General features: G+C 60.3%; 17 protein-coding genes. 12 read left to right on the top strand and 5 right to left on the bottom strand.

Translation table 11 applies throughout. The features are described 5' to 3' along the window. Positions 1–434: 434 nt before the first annotated feature. Positions 435–1,151, bottom strand: a complete 717-nt coding sequence (locus EKL15_RS19765) for a LuxR family transcriptional regulator (RefSeq protein WP_203090280.1) — start codon at positions 1,149–1,151, stop codon at positions 435–437. A gap of 202 nt (positions 1,152–1,353) precedes the next feature. On the opposite strand from EKL15_RS19765, the gene EKL15_RS19760 reads away from it, so the two are divergent. Beyond that, positions 1,354–2,112 carry a DeoR/GlpR family DNA-binding transcription regulator gene (locus EKL15_RS19760; RefSeq protein ID WP_203090323.1) on the top strand — a complete coding sequence of 253 codons (759 nt, stop codon included), beginning with the start codon at positions 1,354–1,356 and terminating at the stop codon, positions 2,110–2,112. A 61-nt stretch (positions 2,113–2,173) separates the two neighbouring features. Here the strand turns inward: EKL15_RS19760 and lptG are convergent, their stop codons facing one another. Beyond that, complete coding sequence (gene lptG, locus EKL15_RS19755) at positions 2,174–3,244, bottom strand: LPS export ABC transporter permease LptG (RefSeq protein ID WP_004933350.1); 1,071 nt, start codon at positions 3,242–3,244, stop codon at positions 2,174–2,176. Further along, the gene (gene lptF, locus EKL15_RS19750; protein WP_019453291.1) at positions 3,244–4,338 is read right to left on the bottom strand and encodes an LPS export ABC transporter permease LptF; all 1,095 of its coding nucleotides are present in this window, start codon (positions 4,336–4,338) and stop codon (positions 3,244–3,246) included. Before lptF ends, lptG begins: the two co-directional genes overlap by 1 nt. Before the next feature lie 282 nt (positions 4,339–4,620). On the opposite strand from lptF, the gene pepA reads away from it, so the two are divergent. The 5 genes from pepA (at position 4,621) to EKL15_RS19725 (ending at position 12,094) form a co-directional block, all read left to right on the top strand. After that, complete coding sequence (gene pepA, locus EKL15_RS19745) at positions 4,621–6,132, top strand: leucyl aminopeptidase (protein ID WP_033636874.1); 1,512 nt, start codon at positions 4,621–4,623, stop codon at positions 6,130–6,132. 84 nt (positions 6,133–6,216) lie between these two features. Continuing rightward, positions 6,217–6,666 carry a DNA polymerase III subunit chi gene (locus EKL15_RS19740; RefSeq protein WP_203090278.1) on the top strand — a complete coding sequence of 150 codons (450 nt, stop codon included), beginning with the start codon at positions 6,217–6,219 and terminating at the stop codon, positions 6,664–6,666. Between the two features lie 12 nt (positions 6,667–6,678). Beyond that, positions 6,679–9,555, top strand: a complete 2,877-nt coding sequence (locus EKL15_RS19735) for a valine--tRNA ligase (protein WP_087762999.1) — start codon at positions 6,679–6,681, stop codon at positions 9,553–9,555. Between the two features lie 200 nt (positions 9,556–9,755). Then, positions 9,756–10,259 (top strand): GNAT family N-acetyltransferase, encoded by a 504-nt coding sequence (locus EKL15_RS19730; RefSeq protein ID WP_004933360.1) that lies wholly within the window; start codon positions 9,756–9,758, stop codon positions 10,257–10,259. Between the two features lie 227 nt (positions 10,260–10,486). Further along, positions 10,487–12,094, top strand: a complete 1,608-nt coding sequence (locus EKL15_RS19725) for a GMC family oxidoreductase (protein WP_197757287.1) — start codon at positions 10,487–10,489, stop codon at positions 12,092–12,094. A 15-nt stretch (positions 12,095–12,109) separates the two neighbouring features. Here EKL15_RS19725 and miaE read toward each other — a convergent pair whose 3' ends face one another. After that, a complete protein-coding gene (gene miaE, locus EKL15_RS19720; protein ID WP_015376459.1) occupies positions 12,110–12,874 on the bottom strand; it encodes a tRNA isopentenyl-2-thiomethyl-A-37 hydroxylase MiaE in 765 nt (254 codons plus the stop codon). A 177-nt stretch (positions 12,875–13,051) separates the two neighbouring features. Then, a complete protein-coding gene (gene rraB, locus EKL15_RS19715; RefSeq protein WP_025305115.1) occupies positions 13,052–13,477 on the bottom strand; it encodes a ribonuclease E inhibitor RraB in 426 nt (141 codons plus the stop codon). A 162-nt stretch (positions 13,478–13,639) separates the two neighbouring features. Between rraB and argF the strand changes: the two genes are divergently transcribed. The 6 genes from argF to EKL15_RS19685 all read left to right on the top strand — a co-directional run bounded on the left by argF (position 13,640) and on the right by EKL15_RS19685 (position 21,861). Further along, positions 13,640–14,659: an ornithine carbamoyltransferase gene (gene argF, locus EKL15_RS19710; RefSeq protein WP_048321256.1), complete on the top strand. Its 1,020-nt coding sequence runs from the start codon at positions 13,640–13,642 to the stop codon at positions 14,657–14,659. A 195-nt stretch (positions 14,660–14,854) separates the two neighbouring features. Beyond that, complete coding sequence (locus EKL15_RS19705; RefSeq protein WP_203090276.1) at positions 14,855–16,423, top strand: ABC transporter substrate-binding protein; 1,569 nt, start codon at positions 14,855–14,857, stop codon at positions 16,421–16,423. A 298-nt stretch (positions 16,424–16,721) separates the two neighbouring features. Continuing rightward, on the top strand, positions 16,722–17,657 hold the full coding sequence (gene pyrB, locus EKL15_RS19700; RefSeq protein WP_038879020.1) for an aspartate carbamoyltransferase: 936 nt from the start codon (positions 16,722–16,724) through the stop codon (positions 17,655–17,657). Positions 17,658–17,669: 12 nt separating this feature from the next. Then, on the top strand, positions 17,670–18,134 hold the full coding sequence (gene pyrI, locus EKL15_RS19695) for an aspartate carbamoyltransferase regulatory subunit (RefSeq protein WP_038879023.1): 465 nt from the start codon (positions 17,670–17,672) through the stop codon (positions 18,132–18,134). A gap of 157 nt (positions 18,135–18,291) precedes the next feature. Next, a complete protein-coding gene (gene ridA / locus EKL15_RS19690) occupies positions 18,292–18,678 on the top strand; it encodes a 2-iminobutanoate/2-iminopropanoate deaminase (RefSeq protein ID WP_004933379.1) in 387 nt (128 codons plus the stop codon). A gap of 204 nt (positions 18,679–18,882) precedes the next feature. Further along, complete coding sequence (locus EKL15_RS19685; RefSeq protein ID WP_203090274.1) at positions 18,883–21,861, top strand: non-ribosomal peptide synthetase; 2,979 nt, start codon at positions 18,883–18,885, stop codon at positions 21,859–21,861. Position 21,862: the final 1 nt, after the last annotated feature.

Here is a 21,862-nt window from a genome sequence, read left to right as displayed (position 1 = left end):
CGCTTGCCTCTTCAGAGTTAATAGCTTTAAGATGATGTAAGAAAATTTTCCCTGGTGTTGGCCAATATTGGCAACCTGGCCCTACGCGGTCAGGTTTTTTTTTGTATTTTTTATCAAAACATTACCGGGGAAGTGTATCGCCTTGACGGGTGGGAAACCAGTTAGACTAAAGTACAGTCCCTCACTAGACCTTTATCAGTTCAGTCTGGTTATTATTTCACATCGTAGAGATCGGGACCGGTACTCTATTACTTCCTTCTCTTGAATCACCACGGTACCAAATCAATACCGGCTGCCGCCTGTCATTTCCTGAATCGACAGAATCTATTTCCTATCCGGTATTTTCTACCTTTAGGCTTATCTCGGCTGATTTGGCTCTGCCTGGTCGCCGGCGCAGCATCCCACCGAAACGCCAACCGCGAGCTGGCTGCGCATCACTCCACCGGTTTAATCAGCCGCAGCTCCATCCCCAGGCGCACGGCATGTCGGGCATTCGTTACCCCCAACTTTTTGACTATGTTGGACATATGAAACTTGATGGTGCCGGTCTTTATGCCCAGGATCATCGCCGTTTCCTGGTAGGTTTTACCCACGCTGGCCCAATAGAGGATCTCGTTTTCTCTGTCGGTAAAGCGGGCGTTACGCTCCAGGGATGCGGCGTTTTTTTCTGACAGTGGGGACAGCGCCAGGTACGACTCATGGATTGAGGCCAGCAATACCGAAATATCACCTTTACGATCGGTGAGCACCTGGATGGCTTCCGCTCTCTGCTCAACGTTGAAGGCAAAGGAAAGCGTGACGAGATTGTCGTTGTAATCATGCAGCACAAAGGTATAGCCGTGCGTTACGCCAAACTCGCGGGCCTGTTCGAACAACTCGGGAAAGTGCAGCCCCGCGTCAGCCATGATTTGCTCGTCCCAGGCGAAGGGGGTCAAGCGGTTGCGGGCGGTAAGCACCACCGGATCAATGTACTGCAACCCCTGCTCTTGATACTTTTTTACCCATTCACTCGGGTAGTTGGTAACCCCAAAGATGCAGGCAATGTCTTTTTTGGATAACACTACATACGCCCACAGGAGATCGCCTAACTCCCCCAACGCCGCTTCCAGGCGCTTGCCGATAATGTTGCTGAGATTATATTCATCTTCCATTGACTGTCAGCTCCCTCTGCCCAACCTACCGCTGAACTGACTATACCAAAAAGGATCGGCACGCCGTAACCTTCGCATCTTGCACGGATAACGCCCGGTGGAATATTGCCAGCGGCAGCCGGCAAGCCGCTTTGCCTGCGGCCGATGTGCAAGGTATATTAGCCGCACGTCCATAGTGCCTGTCAGGAGTGAATGAGTGAGCATGTTCGCAGAAGAGCGCCAGGAAAAACTCCTCGCCATTCTCAAGGAGAAGCGCAAGCTCTCCGTGGGGGAAATGAGCTCGCGCTTTAACGTCTCCGGCGCCACCATCCGCACCGATCTGCGCATTCTGGAAGACGCCGGTATGCTGACACGCACCCACGGCGGCGCCATTCTGCGCACCCGCGCCAGCTTCGAGGTCGGTTCCGATCAGCGTGAAGAGGTGAACCTCAGCGCCAAGGAGCAAATCGGTCAATTGGCCGCCGGCCTGGTGGAAGACGGCGACATCATCGTATTGGACACCGGCACCACCACCCTGCAGATCGCCCGCCATCTGCGCCAGCGCCGCAACCTGACCGTGGTCACCAACGATTTCATGATCGCCAAGAGTCTGGAAGACGTCGAATCTATCCAGATCATCCTGCTGGGCGGCATCGTCAAAAAGGGTTATCACTGCGCGGTCGCCATCAACGGCCGTTCGCTGCTGGATACGCTGAACATCGACAAGGCGTTTATGGGTACCAACGCATTGTCGCTGAAACAGGGCGCCTGCGTGGCCGACATCATGCTGGCAGAAACCAAGCGCGCGATGGTGGAACATGCCAATCAGGTGATCGTGGTGTGCGATCACTCCAAGCTGAGCAACACCTCGCTGGCGCAGTTCGCCTCCCCTGCCCAGATCGACACTCTCGTGCTGGATCGCCTGCCGGAAGACGCGCAGGCCTATCAGGATGCCGGCATTGTGCTACTAAGCATCGGCTGATCCCCCCAACAAAAAAGGCGCGGCCCCGCGGCCACGCCTTTCTTCACTACCGATCGCCCCGCTACTTGCGTTTGAGCAGCATATACACGCTGATCAGCAGGAACAGCATGCTCGGCAGCAGCGCGCCCAGCACCGGCGGCATGCTGTACACCAGGCTCAGCGGGCCGAAAATCTGATCCAGCACGTAGAACAGGAAGCCGAAGCTGATGCCGGTCACCACGCGGATACCCATCGGCACGCTGCGCAGTGGGCCGAAGATGAACGACAGCGCCATCAGCATCATCACCGCCACCGACAGCGGCGAGAAGATTTTGCTCCACATGTTGAGCTGATAACGGCTGGCTTCCTGGCCGCTCTGCTTCAGGTACTTCACGTAGTTGTGCAGCCCGCTGATGGAGAGCGAATCCGGATCCAGCGCCACCACGCCCAGCTTGTCCGGGGTCAGGTTGGTTTTCCATTCGCCGGTCAGCGTCTGGGTGCCAGTCACCTGTTTCGGGTTGGTCAGATCCGAGGTGTCCACCTGCGAAAGCTGCCACAGGCCGTTCTCGAAGCTGGCGGTGGCGGCATAGCGCACCGTCTCGAGGCGACGCTGATCGTTGAAGTGGTAGATGTTCACGCCGGAGAGTTCTTTATCGCCGGAGACGCGCTCGATGTAGATGAAGTCGTTGCCGTCCTTCGCCCACAGCCCGCTCTTGGTGGAGAGCAGCGAGCCGCCGTACATCTGCTGGGCGCGGTAGTTGCGCGCCATCTGCTCGCCCTGCGGCGCCACCCACTCGCCGATCGCCATGGTCAGCAGCACCAGCGGAATGGCGGTTTTCATCACCGAGCCGGCGATCTGCAGGCGGGTGAAGCCGGAAGCCTGCATCACCACCAGTTCGCTGCGCGTCGCCAGCTGGCCCAGGCCGAGCAGCGCGCCGAGCAGCGCCGCCATCGGGAAGAAGATCTCGATGTCTTTCGGCACGCTCAGCAGGGTGTACATGCCGGCGCTCAGCGCGGTGTATTCGCCCTGGCCGACCTTGCGCAGCTGATCGACGAACTTGATGATGCCGGACAGCGACACCAGCATGAACAGCGTCATGATGATGGTGTTGAAAATCGTTTTACCGATATACCGGTCTAATACGCCAAACATCAGGCCGCTCCTCTCAGGCGTGCGCGCAGCTTGCGCATTGGCACGGTATCCCACAGGTTCAGCGCCAGCGCGATCGCGAAGTAAACGCCGTTAACCAGCCACAGCCACAGCATCGGATCCAGCTTGCCCTTGCCGGCGTTGGAGCGCAGCGAGGTCTGCAGCAGGAAGAAGATCAGATACAGCAGGATGGCCGGCAGCATGCTCAGCACGCGGCCCTGGCGCGGGTTCACCACGCTGAGCGGCACCACCAGCAACGCCATCAGCGCCACCGAGACCACCAGCGTCAGGCGCCAGTGCAGCTCGGCGCGCGCGTCCGGATCGTCGGATTCCCACAGCGTCTGCATCGACATCTGTTCGGATTCGGTGTTGTCCGCCGCCACGGTGCGGTGGCCAATCACCGCCTTGTAGTCGGTGAAGTCGGTAATGCGGAAGTCGCGCAGCAGCGCGGTGCCTTCAAAGCGGGTGCCCTTGTCGAGCGTCACCACCTGCGAGCCGTCTTTCTGCTGCACGATGTTGCCGTGCTCGGCCACCACCACCGACGGGCGTTGGTTGCCGTTCGGCCGCAGCTGCGCCAGGAACACGTCGTTGAAGGTGCTGCCCTTCACGTTGCCGATAAACAGCACCGCGTTACCGTCCTGCGAGGGTTTGAACTGCCCTTCCGCCAGCCCGGCGATGCTCGGGTTGGCCTTGGCTTCGTTCACCACCACGTCCTGATAGCGCGAGGCCCAGGGGCCGGCCCAAAACACGTTCACCGCCGCGACCGCAGAGGTGAGCAGCGCCAGGATCATGGCGGCGATAATCAGGGTGCGTTTGCCCAGTCCGCAGGCGTGCATGACGGTGATTTCGCTCTCGGTATACAACCGCCCAAGCGTCATCAGCAAGCCGAGAAACAGGCTCAAAGGCAGGATGAGCTGCGCCATTTTCGGCACGCCCAACGCGAGCAGGGAGAGTACTAAGTTTGTCGGGATATTGCCGTCCACCGCGTCGCCCAACACCCTGACCAGGTTCTGACAAAAGAAGATCAGAAGCAGGATGAACAGAATGGCGATTTGGCTCTTGAGCGTTTCCCGTACCAGATATCTTATGATGATCACGCTTATTACGCCTGTGAAAACTTGTCTTTTTGCAGGAAAATCGATAATTTCATCGTTAATCCGCCATTTATTCTCATCATATGGCAACCTTCACAGCTAAAATAGTATTACAACATCAAGCCGTTTGGGTGTCCTATAGGAACTTGCTTATAGTCGCCAAAACAGAGCAATTTATGCCGTTCAGGTTAACATAATCCGTTAACTCAAATGGCAGGAGATCGTTACGGAGTCGGTTATTCTAGCCGTAGCGTCCGCCTTTGTCTTTAAGATTCAGGAGAGTGCATGGAGTTCAGTGTAAAAAGCGGTAGCCCGGAAAAACAGCGCAGTGCCTGTATTGTAGTCGGCGTTTTCGAACCGCGCCGCCTGTCCCCTATCGCAGAACAACTCGACAAAATCAGTGATGGTTATATCAGCGCATTGCTGCGCCGTGGCGAACTGGAAGGCAAGGTCGGGCAGACGCTGCTACTGCACCATGTGCCCAACATTCTCTCCGAGCGCATCCTGCTGATCGGCTGCGGCAAAGAGCGCGAGCTCGATGAGCGCCAATACAAGCAGGTGATCCAGAAAACCATCAATACCCTCAACGACACCGGCTCGATGGAAGCGGTCTGCTTCCTGACCGAACTGCACGTGAAAGGCCGCAATACCTACTGGAAAGTGCGTCAGGCGGTAGAAACCGCCAAAGAGACGCTCTACACCTTCGATCAGCTGAAAAGCAACAAGGTGGAGCCGCGTCGTCCGCTGCGCAAAATGGTGTTCAACGTACCGACCCGCCGTGAGCTCACCAGCGGCGAGCGCGCTATCCAGCACGGCCTGGCGGTGGCTTCCGGCATCAAGGCGGCCAAAGATCTCGGCAACATGCCGCCGAACATCTGTAACGCCGGCTACCTGGCCTCGCAGGCCCGCCAGCTGGCGGACGCCTTCAGCACCCACATCACCACCCGCGTCATCGGCGAACAGCAGATGAAAGAGCTGGGCATGAACGCCTATCTGGCGGTCGGCGCCGGTTCGCAGAACGAATCATTGATGTCGGTGATGGAATATAAGGGCAACCCAAATCCGGACGCTAAGCCGATCGTGCTGGTAGGCAAAGGGCTGACCTTCGACTCCGGCGGCATCTCGATCAAACCGGCCGACGGCATGGACGAGATGAAATACGACATGTGCGGCGCGGCGACCGTGTACGGCGTGATGCGCGTGGTGGCGGAGCTTAACCTGCCGCTGAACGTGATCGGCGTGCTGGCCGGCTGTGAAAACATGCCGGGCGGCCGGGCGTATCGTCCGGGCGACGTGCTGACCACTATGTCTGGCCAGACCGTCGAGGTACTCAACACCGACGCCGAAGGCCGTCTGGTGCTGTGCGACACCCTGACCTACGTCGAGCGTTTCGAGCCGGAGCTGGTGATCGACATCGCCACCCTGACCGGCGCCTGCGTGATCGCCTTGGGCCACCACATCACCGGCCTGATGTCGAACCACAATCCGCTGGCGCACGAGCTGCTGGGCGCTTCCGAGCAGGCCGGCGACCGCGCCTGGCGCCTGCCGATGGCCGACGAGTACTACGAGCAGCTGGACTCCAACTTCGCCGATATGGCAAACATCGGTGGCCGCCCTGGCGGCGCCATCACCGCTGCCTGCTTCCTGTCGCGCTTCACCCGCAAGTACACCTGGGCGCACCTGGATATCGCCGGCACCGCCTGGCGTTCCGGTAAAGCCAAGGGCGCGACCGGCCGCCCGGTGGCGCTGCTGTCGCAGTTCCTATTGAACCGCGCGGGCCTGAACGGCGACGATTAAATCTGAGCGGTAATTCAGGTATAATCCCAAGGGGCACAGCATGCTGTGCCCCTACATTTTTTTATCGGCAGCGGTGGATCCTTAATGAAACAGGCGACGTTTTATTTGCTCGACAACGCGGAACCGTCTAGCGCGCTCAGCGCCCATGAGGCCGTGGCCTGCGCCGTTGCCGCCGAACGCTGGCGTGCCGGCAAGCGGGTGCTGATCGCCTGCGAGAGCCAGGAGCAGGCTCAGCGGCTGGACGAAGCGCTGTGGCAGCGCGAGCCGCATGAATTCGTGCCGCACAACCTGGCCGGCGAAGGGCCGCACTACGGCGCGCCGGTAGAACTGTGCTGGCCCGGCAAGCGCGGCAATGCCCCGCGCGATCTGCTGATCGCCCTGCTGCCGCAGTTTGCCGATTTTGCTACCGCTTTCCATGAAGTGGTAGACTTCGTTCCTTACGAAGACACTCTGAAACAGTTGGCGCGCGACCGTTACAAGGCCTATCGCAGCGTCGGCTTCCATTTGACCACGGCTACGCCGCCAACTCACTGAATACGATAAAGAATGGAAAAGACAAACAGTCAGCTCGACACCGCATACGACCCAAAACAGATCGAACAGAAGCTGTACGATCATTGGGAGAATCAGGGTTACTTCAAGCCGAACGGCGACACCAGCCAGGAAAGCTTCTGCATCATGATCCCGCCGCCGAACGTCACCGGCAGCCTGCACATGGGCCACGCGTTCCAGCAGACCATCATGGACACCATGATTCGCTATCAGCGCATGCAGGGTAAAAACACCCTGTGGCAGGCGGGCACCGACCACGCCGGCATCGCCACCCAGATGGTGGTGGAGCGCAAGATCGCCGCGGAAGAAGGCAAAACCCGCCACGACTACGGCCGTGACGCGTTCATCGACAAAATTTGGCAGTGGAAGGCGGAATCCGGCGGCACCATCACCCGCCAGATGCGCCGTCTGGGCAACTCCGTGGACTGGGAGCGCGAGCGCTTCACCATGGACGAAGGCCTGTCGAACGCGGTGCGCGAAGTGTTTGTCCGTCTGCACAAAGAAGACCTGATCTACCGCGGCAAGCGCCTGGTGAACTGGGATCCGAAGCTGCGCACCGCCATCTCCGATCTGGAAGTGGAAAACCGCGAATCCAAAGGCTCCATGTGGCACCTGCGCTACCCGCTGGCCGACGGCGCGAAAACCGCCGAGGGCAAAGACTATCTGGTGGTCGCCACCACCCGTCCGGAAACCGTGCTGGGCGATACCGGCGTGGCGGTCAACCCGGAAGATCCGCGCTATAAAGATCTGATCGGCAAAGAGATCATTCTGCCGCTGGTCGGCCGCCGCATCCGCATCGTCGGCGACGAACACGCCGATATGGAAAAAGGCACCGGCTGCGTGAAGATCACCCCGGCGCACGATTTCAACGACTACGAAGTCGGCAAACGCCACGGCCTGCCGATGATCAACATTCTGACCTTCGACGGCGACATCCGCCAGGAAGCGGAAGTGTTCAACACCCTGGGCGAAGTCTGCACCGACTACTGCAACGAGATCCCGGCCGAGTTCCGTGGCCTGGAGCGCTTCGCGGCGCGTAAAGCGGTGGTTGCCGCCTTCGATAATCTGGGCCTGCTGGACGAGATCAAACCGCACGACCTGACGGTGCCTTACGGCGACCGCGGCGGCGTGGTGATCGAGCCGATGCTGACCGACCAATGGTACGTGCGCACCGCGCCGCTGGCCAAAGTGGCGGTGGAAGCGGTCGAACAGGGCCAAATCGAGTTCGTGCCGAAGCAGTACGAAAACATGTACTTCAGCTGGATGCGTGACATTCAGGACTGGTGCATCTCGCGTCAGCTGTGGTGGGGCCACCGCATCCCGGCCTGGTATGACGTGAACGGCAAAGTCTACGTGGGCCGCAGCGAAGAAGAAGTGCGCAGCGAGAACAACCTGGGCGCCGACGTGGTGCTGACCCAGGACGAAGACGTGCTGGACACCTGGTTCTCGTCCGGCCTGTGGACCTTCTCCACCCTGGGCTGGCCGGAGCAGACCGACGCGCTGAAAACCTTCCACCCGACCAGCGTGATGGTCAGCGGCTTCGACATCATCTTCTTCTGGATCGCGCGCATGATCATGCTGACCATGCACTTCATCAAGGATGAAAACGGCAAGCCGCAGGTGCCGTTCAAGACCGTCTACATGACCGGTCTGATCCGCGACGACGAAGGCCAGAAGATGTCCAAGTCGAAAGGCAACGTGATCGATCCGCTGGACATGGTCGACGGAATCTCGCTGGAAGATCTGCTGGAAAAACGCACCGGCAACATGATGCAGCCGCAGCTGGCGGAGAAAATCCGCAAGCGCACCGAGAAGCAGTTCCCGAACGGCATCGAGCCGCACGGCACCGACGCCCTGCGCTTCACCCTGGCGGCGCTGGCCTCGACCGGCCGCGACATCAACTGGGACATGAAGCGCCTGGAAGGCTACCGCAACTTCTGTAACAAGCTGTGGAACGCCAGCCGCTTCGTGCTGATGAACACCGAAGCGCACGACTGCGGCTTCAACGGCGGCGAGAAAGTGTTGTCGCTGGCGGATCGCTGGATCCTGGCCGAATTCAATCGCACGGTGAAAGCCTACCGCGAAGCGCTGGACACCTACCGCTTCGATCTGGCGGCCAACATCCTGTACGAATTCACCTGGAACCAGTTCTGCGACTGGTATCTGGAGCTGACCAAGCCGGTGGTGAGCAACGGCAGCGAAGCGGAACAGCGCGGCACCCGCCACACGCTGATCACCGTGCTGGAAGCGCTGCTGCGCCTGGCGCACCCGATCATTCCGTTCATCACCGAAACCATCTGGCAGCGCGTGAAGCCGCTGACCGGCACGACCGCAGACACCATCATGCTGCAGCCGTTCCCGGCCTACGACGCCGCGCTGGAAGACGAGCAGGCGCTGAACGATCTGGAGTGGATCAAGCAAACCATCATCGCCGTGCGCAACATCCGCGCCGAGATGAACATCGCGCCAAGCAAAGCGCTCGACGTGCTGCTGCGCAACTGCAGCGCCGACGCCCAGCGCCGCGTGCAGGAGAACCAAAGCTTTATCGCCCGTCTGGCGCGCCTGGAATCCATCGCGCTGCTGCCGGCCGGTGATAAAGGCCCGGTCTCCGTCACCAAGCTGGTGGACGGCGCCGAGCTGCTGATCCCGATGGCCGGTTTCATCGACAAGGACGCCGAGATCGCGCGTCTGGCGAAAGAGATGGGCAAGCTGGATGCGGAAATCGCTTCGATCGAAGGCAAGCTGGCGAACGAAGGCTTCGTGGCGCGCGCGCCGGAAGCGGTGGTCGCCAAAGAGCGCGATCGTCTGGCGGCCTGCAAAGAAGGCAAAGTGAAGCTGCAGGAACAGCAGGCGACCATCGCCGCGCTGTAATCCACCGGCTCACGCCAACGCCTGAAAAACAGCGGGGTCTTCCCCGCTGTTTTTTTATCGCCGTTGCATCCGGGCCGGGTTAGATGTTATTACAAGATATTACTGCTGCAGGGACGCCGCCGGGAAATAACCCCCGGCGCGTTTCGTGCTGCGATAAAAACGAAAAACGAACGTGGTCTCTTTCAATGGCGAGTGTAAACATGACAACAGCAACCCCGGCGCGCCTGCTGGTGCGCCCCATCACGGCGGAAGACAATCCCGCCATTGCTCACGTCATTCGCGAAGTCTCTGCCGAGCACGGCCTGACGGCGGATAAAGGCTATACCGTCTCCGATCCCAATCTGGACGCCCTGTATCAGCTCTACAGCCTGCCGCGCAGCGCTTACTGGGTGATCGAGGTGGACGGTCAGGTCGCCGGCGGCGGCGGCATCGCGCCGCTGCAGGGCGGCGCAGACGATATTTGCGAATTGCAGAAGATGTATTTCCTGCCGGTGTTGCGCGGCAAGGGATTGGCGAAGCGCCTGGCGCTGCAGGCGCTGGATTTCGCCCGCCAGCACGGCTTCCGCTGTTGTTACCTCGAGACCACCGCCAGCCTGACGCAGGCCGTTGCGCTGTACGAACACCTGGGCTTCGAACACATCGACCATGCGATGGGCGCCACCGGCCACGTCGATTGCGAAGTTACCATGCTGAAAACGCTGTAATCGCCCCCCGCCCTCTCTATCATGGCGCAGCTTGCTGCGCCATTTTATTAATATCGCAATCAATCAGTAAAACTCGCTATAACGCCGTTTTTCAAGCAGATAAACTGACGTTAAAAACCACGATGTAAATTTAATGTGAAGTTCGTTAATAAATTAACGATCGCAAATTGACCGTTTTTCCCCCCGCGTTACTCTGCCAGTATCCCAATCGCGCACGGAGAGCTGTCATGTCGGAAAACACCTTTGATTACATCATCGTCGGCGCCGGTTCTGCCGGCTGCGTACTGGCGGCGCAGCTGATCCGCCGCACCCAGGCGCGGGTGCTGCTGCTGGAAGCCGGCGGCGACGACAATAACCTGTTCATCAAGATGCCGGCCGGGGTGGCCAAGATCATCGCCAAAAAGAGCTGGCCCTACGAGACGGAACCGGAACCGCACGCCAACAACCGCCGCATGCAGATCGCACAGGGCAAGGTGCTGGGCGGCAGCAGCTCGGTCAACGGCATGATCTACCTGCGCGGCCAGCCGCAGGACTACGACGACTGGGCCGAACGCTACGGCTGCACCGGCTGGAGCTACCGCGAGGTGCTGCCCTACTTCAAACGCGCCGAGGCCAACGAAAGCCTGTCGGACGACTACCACGGCACCGACGGGCTGCTGCCGGTCAGCGAAAACCGCTACCGCCACCCGCTCAGCATGGCGTTTATCCGCGCCGGCCAGGAGCTGAACCTGCCCTACCGCAACGACTTCAACGGCGACAGCCAGCACGGCGTCGGTTTCTACCAAACCACCACCCACAATGGCGAACGCGCCAGCACTGCCCGCACCTACCTGAAGGCGGTGCGCGACGAACGGCGGCTGGTGGTGAAACTGAACGCCCTGGCGCACCGGCTGACCTTCGAGGGCAACGTCGCCACCGGCGTGGTCTACAGCCAGAACGGCGGCGCGGAAGTCACCGCGCGCGCCACCAAAGAGGTGATCGTCAGCGCCGGCGCGGTCGGTTCGCCGAAGCTGCTGATGCTCTCCGGCATCGGCCCGCGCGACCACCTGCAACAGCTGGGCATTGAGGTGCGGGCGGATCTGCCGGTGGGCAAAAACTTCCACGACCACCTGCACATGTCGATCAACGTCAGCACCCGCGAGCCGATCAGCCTGTTCGGCGCCGATCGCGGCCTGCAGGCGCTGAGCCACGGCGCGCAATGGCTGGCGTTTCGCAGCGGCGTGCTCTCGTCCAACGTGCTGGAAGGCGCCGCCTTCACCGACAGCCAGGGCGACGGCCGGCCGGACGTGCAAATCCACTTCCTGCCGCTGCTGGACAGCTGGGACGACGTGCCCGGCGAGCCGCTGCCGAACATTCACGGCTTCACGCTCAAGGTCGGCTACCTGCAGCCGAAGGCGCGCGGCGAAGTGCAGCTGCGCAGCAGCAACCCGCGCGATCCGGTCAAGCTGCACGCCAACTACCTCGGCCACCCGGACGATCTGGCCGGCAGCGTGCGCGCGGTGAAGTTCGGCCTGGATTTCCTGCAAACCGCGGCGCTGAAGCCGCTGATCAAAGATCTGCTGATGCCGCAGCCGGAATGGACGCGCGACGAAGCGCAGCTGGAAGAGTTCGTACGCAACTTCTGCAAGACGGTGTATCACCCGGTGGGCAGCTGCCGCATGGGGCCGTCGCCGCAGGACGCGGTGACCGATCCGCAGCTGCGGGTGCACGGTTTTGAACAGCTGCGGGTGATCGACTGCTCGGTGATGCCGCAGCTCACCAGCGGCAACACCAATGCGCCGACCATCATGCTGGCGGAAAAGGCGGTGGATCTGTTGCTGGGCGCGCCGCAGTAGGGGCGCGCCTCAACCTCAGGCGGCGGCGGGCACGCCGCTGTGGAAGCGCAGTTCGCTGTCCGGCGACAGGATCAGCTCAGCTTCGAGACGGCCGAAATGCGCCACCCGTTCGCTGATGTCGCCGCCGGCGATCTGTTCCGCCAGCGTCAGGTAGTCCTGATAGTGACGCGCTTCGGATCGCAGCAGCGAGACGTAAAAGCGGTTCAGCTCGTCGTCCAGGTGCGGCGCCAGTTTGGCGAAGCGTTCGCAGGATCGCGCTTCGATGTAGGCGCCGCAGATCAGTTTGTCGATCAGCGTCGCCGGATCGTGGGTGCGGATCTCGCGGATCATGCCCTTGGCGTAGCGGCTGGCGGTGATCTTGCGATACGGGATCCCGCGCGCCTGCATGATCTCCAGCACCTGCGAGAAGTGATGCAGCTCTTCCTTGATTAACAGCACCATGCGATCCGCCAGATCCTGGCCGTAGGCCGAGCCGTTTTTCGGCAAGATCTTGCGGGTGAACTGGCCCTGACGAAACAGAGTGTCCGGCGCGCCCTGCGCCTCGTGCAGAAACGCCTCGTAAGGGCGCAGCAGCGCCAACAGCGCGTCGCCGCTCTCTTTGTCCGCCACGTAGCGGCGGATCAGCCACATGCCGGTCTGCGCGGCCTTCAGCTCGCACACCAGGTGGTCGGTCAGCAACAGCTGCAGGTTTTCCGGACGGCGCGCGGCGTCGATCCAGGCGTCGGGCGTTTCACAGTGCAGGAAGCTTAAAATCGGGGCTAACAGGGATTGGTATGTCATGGCGTCATTGCCCTATGTATTTCAAGTTGCAGCTAGGCGGCCAGCTCACTCATCCCCAGGAGCTTACTTAGGTAAGTGACTGGGGTGAGGGAGTGCAGCCAACAACGCTGCAGCTTGAAAGACGACGGGGATATCAGGGGCCGGCGAGAACCGGCCCATGTGAATAAGCGGGGTTAATCAGTGGCGTTTGCCGTCGTCGTCTTCGTCGATGTAATCGCCGTCTTCGTCATCCTCACCGTCTTCACCGTTCGGATCTTCGAAGTAGGTACCCCAGCCGTCGTAGTTGACGCCACAGCGTTCCGCCAGCGCCACCAGCTGCTCGACCTGAGCGTCGATCAGCTCGGCGTTCAGGCCGACTTCGCTGATCACGTCGCAGCACATCACCATCGAACCGTCTTCCACTTCCAGCTCTTCGGCGTCGGTCACTTCGTAGCCCAGCTTGAAGGCTTCAACGGCGGCCTGCTCCAGAACCTCAAATTTCTCGGCGGACAGATGGTGCTCGATGGTGTAGAGCGCGTCCGGATCGCTGCCGTCTTCCAGCAGTTCTTCGATGATCAGGCGGGTCTCTTCACGTTGTTCTTCCAGCAATTCGCGGTTTGCCATGCCTATATCCTCAAGTCAAATGGCCTTCATTCCTTCTATTTTCACACACCGCCGACATTGCTTCCACGATAAACGTGAAAGATTTCCTCGCCGGGGTTGAAATTGAATATTCATACATATAAAGTGAATTTTAATTCAATTAAGCAATCAGGGAATCGGACTATGAGCACCGGCAATGCGTTCTACCAACGTCACTTTCTGAGGTTAATGGATTTCACCCCCGCCGAGCTGCAGGCGCTGCTGCGGCTTTCGGCCGATCTGAAGCAGGCCAAGAAGCAGGGGCAGGAACAGCGCCGGCTGCAGGGCAAAAACATTGCGCTCATCTTCGAAAAAGACTCGACCCGCACGCGATGCTCTTTCGAAGTTGCCGCATTCGATCAGGGCGCCCAGGTCACTTACCTCGGCCCGAGCGGCAGCCAGATCGGCCATAAAGAGTCGATGAAAGACACCGCCCGGGTGCTGGGCCGCCTGTACGACGGTATTCAGTATCGCGGCTACGGCCAGGCGCTGGTGGAAACCCTGGCGGAATACGCCGGCGTGCCGGTGTGGAACGGCCTGACCGACGAGTTCCACCCCACCCAACTGCTGGCGGATCTGCTCACCGTGCAGGAGCACCTGCCGGGCAAGGCGCTGAGCGAAGTGAAACTGGCGTACATCGGCGACGCGCGCAACAACATGGGCAACACGCTGCTGGAAGCCGCCGCGCTGGCGGGCATGGATCTGCGGCTGGTAGCGCCGAAGGCCTGCTGGCCGCAGCCGGAGCTGGTGGCCGAATGCCAGGCGCTGGCGCAGCAAACCGGCGCGAAACTCACCCTGACCGAAGATATCGCCGAAGGGGTGCAAGACGCCGACTTCCTCTACACCGACGTCTGGGTGTCGATGGGCGAACCGAAAGAGACCTGGCAGGAGCGTATCGCGCTGCTGCGGCCGTATCAGGTCAACATGGCGATGCTGAAGCTGACCGGCAACCCGAACGTGAAGTTCCTGCACTGCCTGCCGGCGTTCCACGACGATCAAACCACGCTCGGCAAGCAGATGGCGCAGCAGTACGATCTGCACGGCGGCATGGAAGTGACCGACGAAGTGTTCGAATCGGCGCACAGCGTGGTGTTCGATCAGGCGGAAAACCGGCTGCACACCATCAAAGCGGTGCTGGTCGCCACGCTGAGCGAAACCCTCTGATTGTCCCCCTTTCCGCCCTGGCGCCCCCGGCCAGGGCGGCTAATATATTCCTGGAATATCAAATAGCGGATTGGCCTTTGCCCGCCACGGGCAAAGGTTCTACCGTGACAGGCCGACGGCACCCGCGCCGTAAAAACCAACGATAACAAACCGTTCTCAGCGCCGCCTGGCGGCGCCTTCAGGGGATACACACCGATGAAAGCCAAACTCTTGCCGCTGTTCCTGCTCGCCGCCCTGCCCACCGCCGCGTTAGCCGCCACGCCGCCGAATACGCTGGTGGTGGTGCAATCGCTGGATGACATCGTCAGCCTCGATCCGGCGGAAGCCAACGAACTCTCCAGCATCCAGACGGTGCCCAGCCTGTATCAGCGGCTGGTGCAGGCGGATCGCGACGATCCGGCCAAGGTGGCGCCGGTGCTGGCGGAAAGCTGGCAGGCCGATGCGGCGGCCAAAACGCTGACGGTGAAACTGCGGCCGCAGGCGGCGTTCGCCTCCGGCAACCCGCTGACCGCCGACGACGTGATCTTCTCCTACAGCCGCGCGGTCAAGATGAACAAGTCGCCGGCGTTCATCCTCAACGTGCTCGGCTGGCAGCCGGACAACATCGACGCGCAGCTGAAGAAGATTGACGAACATACCGTGCAGTTGCGCTGGACGGCGGACGTCAGCCCGGCGGTGGCGCTGAATATCCTCTCGACGCCGATCGCCTCGATCGTCGACAGCAAGGCGGCGCTGGCCAACGTTAAAGACGGCGACTTCGGTAACGCCTGGCTGAAAATGCACTCCGCCGGCAGCGGCCCGTTCAAGATGCGCGTCTATCAGCCGCATCAGGCGATCGTGCTGGACGCTAACCCCACCACGCCGGGCGACAAGCCGCAGTTGAAAAATATCATCATTAAAAACGTGCCGGATCCGGCCACCCGCCGCCTGCTGATCCAGCAGGGCGACGCCGATATCGCCCGCGAACTGGGCGCCGATCAGACCGACACGCTGAAAAACCAGCCGGGCGTCAAGGTGCTGGAGATCCCGTCCGCCGAGCAAAACTACCTGGTGTTCAACACCGGCAACGGCGCCAATCCGCTGCTGAGCAACCCGGCCTTCTGGGAAGCGGCGCGCTACCTGGTGGATTATCAGGGCATCACGAAGGATCTGCTGAAGGGCCAATACTTCGTGCACCAGAGCTTCCTGCCGGTCGGGCTGCCGGGCGCGCTGGAGACCAACCCGTTCAGCTACGATCCGGCCAAGGCGAAAGCCATCCTGGCCAAAGCGGGCATCACCCACGCCGCCTTTACGCTGGACGTAGAGAACAAGCCGCCGTTCATCACCATCGCGCAGGCGCTGCAGGGCAGCTTCGCCGCCGCCGGCGTGAAAGTAGAGCTGCTGCCGGCGGCGGGCAGCCAGGTTTACTCCCGCGTGCGCGCCAGGCAGCATCAGGCGGCGATCCGCCTGTGGATCCCGGATTACTTCGACGCCCACTCCAACGCCAGCGCCTTCGCCTACAACGACGGCAAAAGCAGCACGGTAGCCGGACTGAACGGCTGGCAGATCCCGCAGTTGAACCAGCAGACGCTGGCGGCGCTGGCCGAAGCCGATCCGGCCAAGCGCCGCGCGCTGTACACCGCCATGCAGCAGGAACTGCAGCGCAGTTCGCCTTACGTGTTTATCGATCAGGCCAAAACCGAAGTGGTGCTACGCGACAACGTCAAAGGCTACCAGCAGGGGCTGAACGCCGACATGGTCTACTACGATCGCGTCAACAAATAGCCGGCGGGCGGCCATCGCCGGCCAATCGATTGCGGGGCGGCAAAAAACGGCGTTTTAGCGCTTGCAGTGGCGAAAAGCGCGAGTATAATGCGCCACAATTTGCCAGGAGAAAGCATGAAAAACGACGTTTGTTTTGTTAGCCACAATCGACAAAACCGACTGCCTATCGGCGGCCAGCTGCCGTTGTTTCTCCTGTTGCTAAACCGATCGTTTCAAGCCCCTCATTGAGGGGCTTTTTTTTGCCTTGAGAATATCCCAAAGTCCCGCGCCACGGGCACGCGTCGAGGAGGAGTGAAAAATGGCCAACCCGCTGTATCACAAACACATCATCTCTATTAACGATCTCAGCCGCGAGGATCTGGAGCTGGTGCTGCGCACCGCCGCCGGTCTGAAAGCCAACCCGCAGCCGGAACTGTTGAAACACAAGGTGATCGCCAGCTGCTTCTTCGAAGCCTCGACCCGTACTCGCCTGTCGTTCGAAACCTCGATGCACCGCCTCGGCGCCTCGGTGGTGGGCTTCGCCGACGGCAGCAACACCTCGCTCGGCAAGAAAGGCGAAACCCTGGCCGACACCATCTCGGTGATCAGCACCTACGTGGACGCCATCGTGATGCGCCACCCGCAGGAAGGCGCGGCGCGCATGGCCGCTGAATTCTCCGGCAACGTACCGGTGCTCAACGCCGGCGACGGCGCCAACCAGCACCCGACCCAGACCCTGCTGGATCTGTTCACCATCCAGGAAACCCAGGGCCGCCTGAGCAACCTCAGCATCGCCATGGTCGGCGACCTGAAGTACGGCCGCACCGTGCACTCGCTCACCCAGGCGCTGGCCAAGTTCGAAGGCAACCGCTTCTACTTCATCGCCCCGGACGCGCTGGCGATGCCGGCCTACATCCTGAAAATGCTGGAAGAGAAAGGCATCGAGTACAGCCTGCACAGCAGCATTGAAGAAGTGGTGCCGGAGCTGGATATTCTCTACATGACCCGGGTACAGAAAGAGCGCCTCGATCCTTCCGAGTACGCCAACGTGAAGGCGCAGTTCGTCCTGCGCGCTGCGGATCTGGCCGGCGCGCGCGCCAACCTCAAGGTGCTGCACCCGCTGCCGCGCATCGACGAGATCGCCACCGACGTGGATAAAACGCCGTACGCTTACTACTTCCAGCAGGCGGGCAACGGCATCTTCGCCCGCCAGGCGCTGCTGGCGCTGGTGCTTAACGCAGATTTGGCTCTTTAAGGGGGAACCGCCATGACTCACGACAATAAACTGCAGGTCGAAGCGATCAAATGCGGCACGGTGATCGACCACATTCCGGCGCAGATCGGGTTCAAACTGCTGACGCTGTTCAAGCTGACCGCCACCGACCAGCGCATCACCATCGGCCTGAACCTGCCCTCCAACGAGCTGGGCCGCAAGGATCTGATCAAGATCGAGAACACCTTCCTGACCGAGCAGCAGGCCAACCAGCTGGCGATGTACGCGCCGAAGGCCACGGTAAACCGCATCGATAACTATGAAGTGGTGCGCAAACTGACCCTCAGCCTGCCGGATCACATCGACGGCGTGCTGACCTGCCCGAACAGCAACTGCATCAGCCGCAGCGAGCCGGTGGCGTCGAGCTTCAGCGTGAAGCCGCGCGACGGCGAAGTGCACCTGAAGTGCCGCTACTGCGAGAAAGAGTTCGAGCATCAGGTGGTGTTGCAGGCCGACTGAATTCTGCCCTTTTAGCGGGAGCGGCGCTGTTAATCTGCGCGTCACTCCCTATAATGGATGCCTGAAAATAACTCTACCCACGTTGCTACCCACCGAATTTTACGCTGCGGCCGACCGCGCGGCGGCGTGAAAGACAACGGGTCTATCAGGAGAAAACATGTCACGTAATATCAGCACTGAACTCGCCCCGGCAGCCATTGGTCCTTACGTGCAGGGCGTTGATCTGGGCAGCATGATCATCACTTCCGGCCAGATCCCGGTCGATCCGAAAACCGGCGCCGTTGCCGACGACGTGGCCGCTCAGGCGCGCCAGTCGCTGGAAAACGTCAAAGCGATCGTCGAAGCCGCCGGCCTGATCGTTGCCGACATCGTGAAAACCACCGTGTTCGTGAAAGACCTGAACGACTTCGCCACCGTCAACGCCGCGTACGAAGCCTTCTTCACCGAGCACAGCGCGCCGTTCCCGGCCCGCTCCTGCGTGGAAGTGGCGCGTCTGCCAAAAGACGTGAAGATCGAAATCGAAGCCATCGCCGTGCGTCGTTAATCGACGCTCACGCGAATCACGGCCAGTGCAGACTGGCCGTTTTTATTGATAAGAATTTTATTAATTCAATTAATTTATAGCGATAGCGTAATATCACTCACATTTACAATCCCACAATAAAAATACGCCTATAATTGTTTTTCACCCGGCCGGGTCATTGCTGTTTCATTTCGTTCACCCCGTGAATAATGACAGGAGATAACCATGGCACCTAGCGTATTGGATTATTTTACCCAACAAGTTTCCCGTTATCCGGAAAAACTTGCCGTCGTCGGCAATAATAAACACCTGACCTACCGTCAATTGGATGAAGCCAGCAGCGCACTGTGCGCGCTGTTGCTACGACGGGGCGTGGCGCCCGGCAGCTATGTGCCGCTCGTCACGCTGCGCACGCCGGAAATGCTGATCGGCATGTTGGCGATCGTCAAAGCCGGCGCAGGCTATATTCCCATCGATGCGCGTTACCCGGAAAAAAGAATACAGGATATCGTTACGCAAAGCGGTTCCCCTTTAATACTCGCCAGCAACGCGACAATTGCGTTATCGGAAGATAATTTCAGCGAAGACGTTATTTATATTGATAATATATCAATTTCGCCACAGGAAAATATAACGTTAATCTCTCCGCCTCCCGATGCCATCGTTTATCTCATTTTCACTTCAGGCACCACCGGCAAACCGAAAGGTGTGCTGATCGAACATCAGTCGCTGCTGAATTTAATTCTCTGGCATAACAAGCAATTCGCTATGGATGCCGAAAGTCGTTCTACGCTGATCGCCGGCTTGAGTTTCGACGTCGCGCAATGGGAGATCTGGTCGCCTCTGACCAGCGGCGGCACATTGTATCTGCCGCCGGAAGACGCTCGCCTGCAGCCGGAAGTGCTGCTGGCCTATTTTGCCGAACAGGGTATCACTCACGCCAGCCTGCCCGCAGTGCTGGTCGCCGACGTGGTCGGCGCGCCGCAGCCGGCCAATCTGGCGCTGCGGTATCTGTTCAGCTCGGGGGAAAAACTTCATCCGGTCGATCTGCGCGGTATCGATTATCCCTTGATCGATTACTACGGCCCGACAGAAGCCACCATATTCGTCACCTGCAACCGGGTGGCTTGCGCCACGCAAAATCCGCCCGCCAGCATTGGGCGGCCCATCGGCGATACCGAAATATTCATCCTCGATGACCGACTGCAGCCCGTGATCGGCGATCGCCCCGGCGAGCTGTATATCAGCGGTCGTTGCCTGGCACGCGGCTACCTGAACAATCCGGCGTTGACGGCCGAACGCTTCATCACCCCGCCTCACTTCGCCGGGTTACGTCTGTATCGCAGCGGCGATCGGGCTCGTTGGCTGGCGGATGGCCGCATTCAATATCTGGGCCGTATCGACGATCAGGTCAAAATCCGCGGCAATCGCATTGAACTGGGCGAAATCGAAAACGCCATGTTGCAGGTTGCGGGCGTTCGTAAAGCGGTGGCCGCCATGGCGATGGCCGATGATCCGCTGGGCAAGAAAATTGTGGCGTTTCTGATCGCGGAGAGTGACGGCGAAAGCGTGATCGCACGCGTCCGACAGAAACTGAAAGAAACGCTGCCCAGCGCATTTCTGCCCGCCGATTATCGTTTACTGCAACACATGCCGCTGAACAACAACGGCAAGATAGACAAAGCGGCCCTGTTAGCGCATTACCAACCGGTCAGCGCCGGCGTTGCGCAGCCGCTGACCGCCGACCAGCGCATCGTCGCCGATCTATGGCGCTCATTGCTGAAGGTGGAACAGCCCGCAACCGACGATGATTTTTTCTCGCTGGGCGGTCATTCGCTGTTGGCGGCCAAGCTGATGGCGGCACTGGCCAAGGCGTTTGCCGTCGAGACCTCGGTGCACGACATCTATGAATATCCCACTCTGGGTACCCTGGCGCAGGCGCTGGCACAACGCAAAGACCGGCAACCGACACAGCGGCAAGGCGAAGCGCGCACCTTGCAGGATGATGTGTATTTGCCGCCGGATCTCGTCATCGATCCGACGTTCGATACGCGGCAAATCAGCGCACCGCGCGCCATTTTGCTGACCGGCGCCACCGGCTTCGTCGGCGCACATCTGTTGGCCGATCTGCTGCGCACCACCGATGCCGAGCTGTACTGTCTGGTGCGCGACGGCGCCAAACTGCCGCCGAGACAGCGGCTGGAGGCGGTGCTGCAGCGCTACCGGATCGCGCTGAACGCCAGCCAGCACGCGCGCATCCATATGGTGCCTGGCAACGTCGCGGAACACGACTTTTCGCTGACGCCTGCGGCCTACAGGGCGTTAAGCCGAGATATCGACCTGGTTTACCATTCGGCCAGCGCGGTGAATTTTATCCAGCCTTACGCCTACATGAAGCGCGACAACGTGCAGGGCCTGCGGGAAATCATTCGCTTCGCGGCGCATAGCCGCACCAAGCCGCTGATGCTGCTGTCGACCATCTCCGTTTACAGCTGGGGGCATCTGCACACCGGCAAACGGGTGATGCGGGAAAACGACGATATCGACCAAAACCTGCCGGCGGTCAGCCGCGATATCGGCTACGTGCGCAGCAAATGGGTGATGGAGAAAATCGCCGATCTGGCGGCGAAACAGGGCCTGCCGCTGATGACCTTCCGCCTGGGCTACGCCACCTGCCACAGCCTCACCGGCGTCAACGCCGATTACCAATGGTGGGGGCGGCTGGTGAAAACCTGCATCAGCAGCGGCACGGTGCCGGATTTACGGGAGATGCGCGAAGGGTTAACCACGGTGGATTACATGACCCAGGCCATCGCCCACGTCTCTCGCAACCCGCAGGCGCTGGGGCAGAAATTCAACCTGATCCATCAAGGTGACAATAATCTGACGCTGCGTGAATTTTTCAGCCTGCTGGAGCGCGAGTTCGGTTATCGCTTTCGCCCTCTGCCCTTCGCACAGTGGCGGGCCCAATGGGAAAACGACAGCGACGCGCCGCTGTACCCGCTGCTCAGCCTGTTCAAGGATCCTATGGTGGACGAGCTATCGACGGTGGAGCTCTATCAAGACACCTATCGGTGGGACTGCAGCAACCTGCAACGCTTCCTGCAGGGCAGCGGTATCGATGAGCCGCGCTTCACCCGCCAGCTGCTGCTGAATTACCTGCAGCACGCCATCGGGTATGCGCCGCTGTCGCTACGGGCGTAAC

The organism is Serratia sp. 4542 (genome assembly GCF_016805595.1).
In the GTDB taxonomy this organism is placed as follows: domain Bacteria; phylum Pseudomonadota; class Gammaproteobacteria; order Enterobacterales; family Enterobacteriaceae; genus Serratia; species Serratia nevei.
Note: the sequence above shows the minus strand (reverse complement) of the source record. Positions and strands in the feature narration are given on the sequence as shown.

Excerpts from the sequence above, each read along its gene's own strand:
- EKL15_RS19765 (WP_203090280.1), bottom strand. The coding sequence starts at position 1,151 with ATGGAAGATGAATATAATCTCAGCAACATTATCGGCAAGCGCCTGGAA.
- EKL15_RS19760 (WP_203090323.1), top strand. The coding sequence starts at position 1,354 with ATGTTCGCAGAAGAGCGCCAGGAAAAACTCCTCGCCATTCTCAAGGAG.
- lptG (WP_004933350.1), bottom strand. The coding sequence starts at position 3,244 with ATGTTTGGCGTATTAGACCGGTATATCGGTAAAACGATTTTCAACACC.
- pepA (WP_033636874.1), top strand. The coding sequence starts at position 4,621 with ATGGAGTTCAGTGTAAAAAGCGGTAGCCCGGAAAAACAGCGCAGTGCC.
- EKL15_RS19740 (WP_203090278.1), top strand. The coding sequence starts at position 6,217 with ATGAAACAGGCGACGTTTTATTTGCTCGACAACGCGGAACCGTCTAGC.
- EKL15_RS19735 (WP_087762999.1), top strand. The coding sequence starts at position 6,679 with ATGGAAAAGACAAACAGTCAGCTCGACACCGCATACGACCCAAAACAG.
- EKL15_RS19730 (WP_004933360.1), top strand. The coding sequence starts at position 9,756 with ATGACAACAGCAACCCCGGCGCGCCTGCTGGTGCGCCCCATCACGGCG.
- EKL15_RS19725 (WP_197757287.1), top strand. The coding sequence starts at position 10,487 with ATGTCGGAAAACACCTTTGATTACATCATCGTCGGCGCCGGTTCTGCC.
- miaE (WP_015376459.1), bottom strand. The coding sequence starts at position 12,874 with ATGACATACCAATCCCTGTTAGCCCCGATTTTAAGCTTCCTGCACTGT.
- rraB (WP_025305115.1), bottom strand. The coding sequence starts at position 13,477 with ATGGCAAACCGCGAATTGCTGGAAGAACAACGTGAAGAGACCCGCCTG.
- argF (WP_048321256.1), top strand. The coding sequence starts at position 13,640 with ATGAGCACCGGCAATGCGTTCTACCAACGTCACTTTCTGAGGTTAATG.
- EKL15_RS19705 (WP_203090276.1), top strand. The coding sequence starts at position 14,855 with ATGAAAGCCAAACTCTTGCCGCTGTTCCTGCTCGCCGCCCTGCCCACC.
- pyrB (WP_038879020.1), top strand. The coding sequence starts at position 16,722 with ATGGCCAACCCGCTGTATCACAAACACATCATCTCTATTAACGATCTC.
- pyrI (WP_038879023.1), top strand. The coding sequence starts at position 17,670 with ATGACTCACGACAATAAACTGCAGGTCGAAGCGATCAAATGCGGCACG.
- ridA (WP_004933379.1), top strand. The coding sequence starts at position 18,292 with ATGTCACGTAATATCAGCACTGAACTCGCCCCGGCAGCCATTGGTCCT.
- EKL15_RS19685 (WP_203090274.1), top strand. The coding sequence starts at position 18,883 with ATGGCACCTAGCGTATTGGATTATTTTACCCAACAAGTTTCCCGTTAT.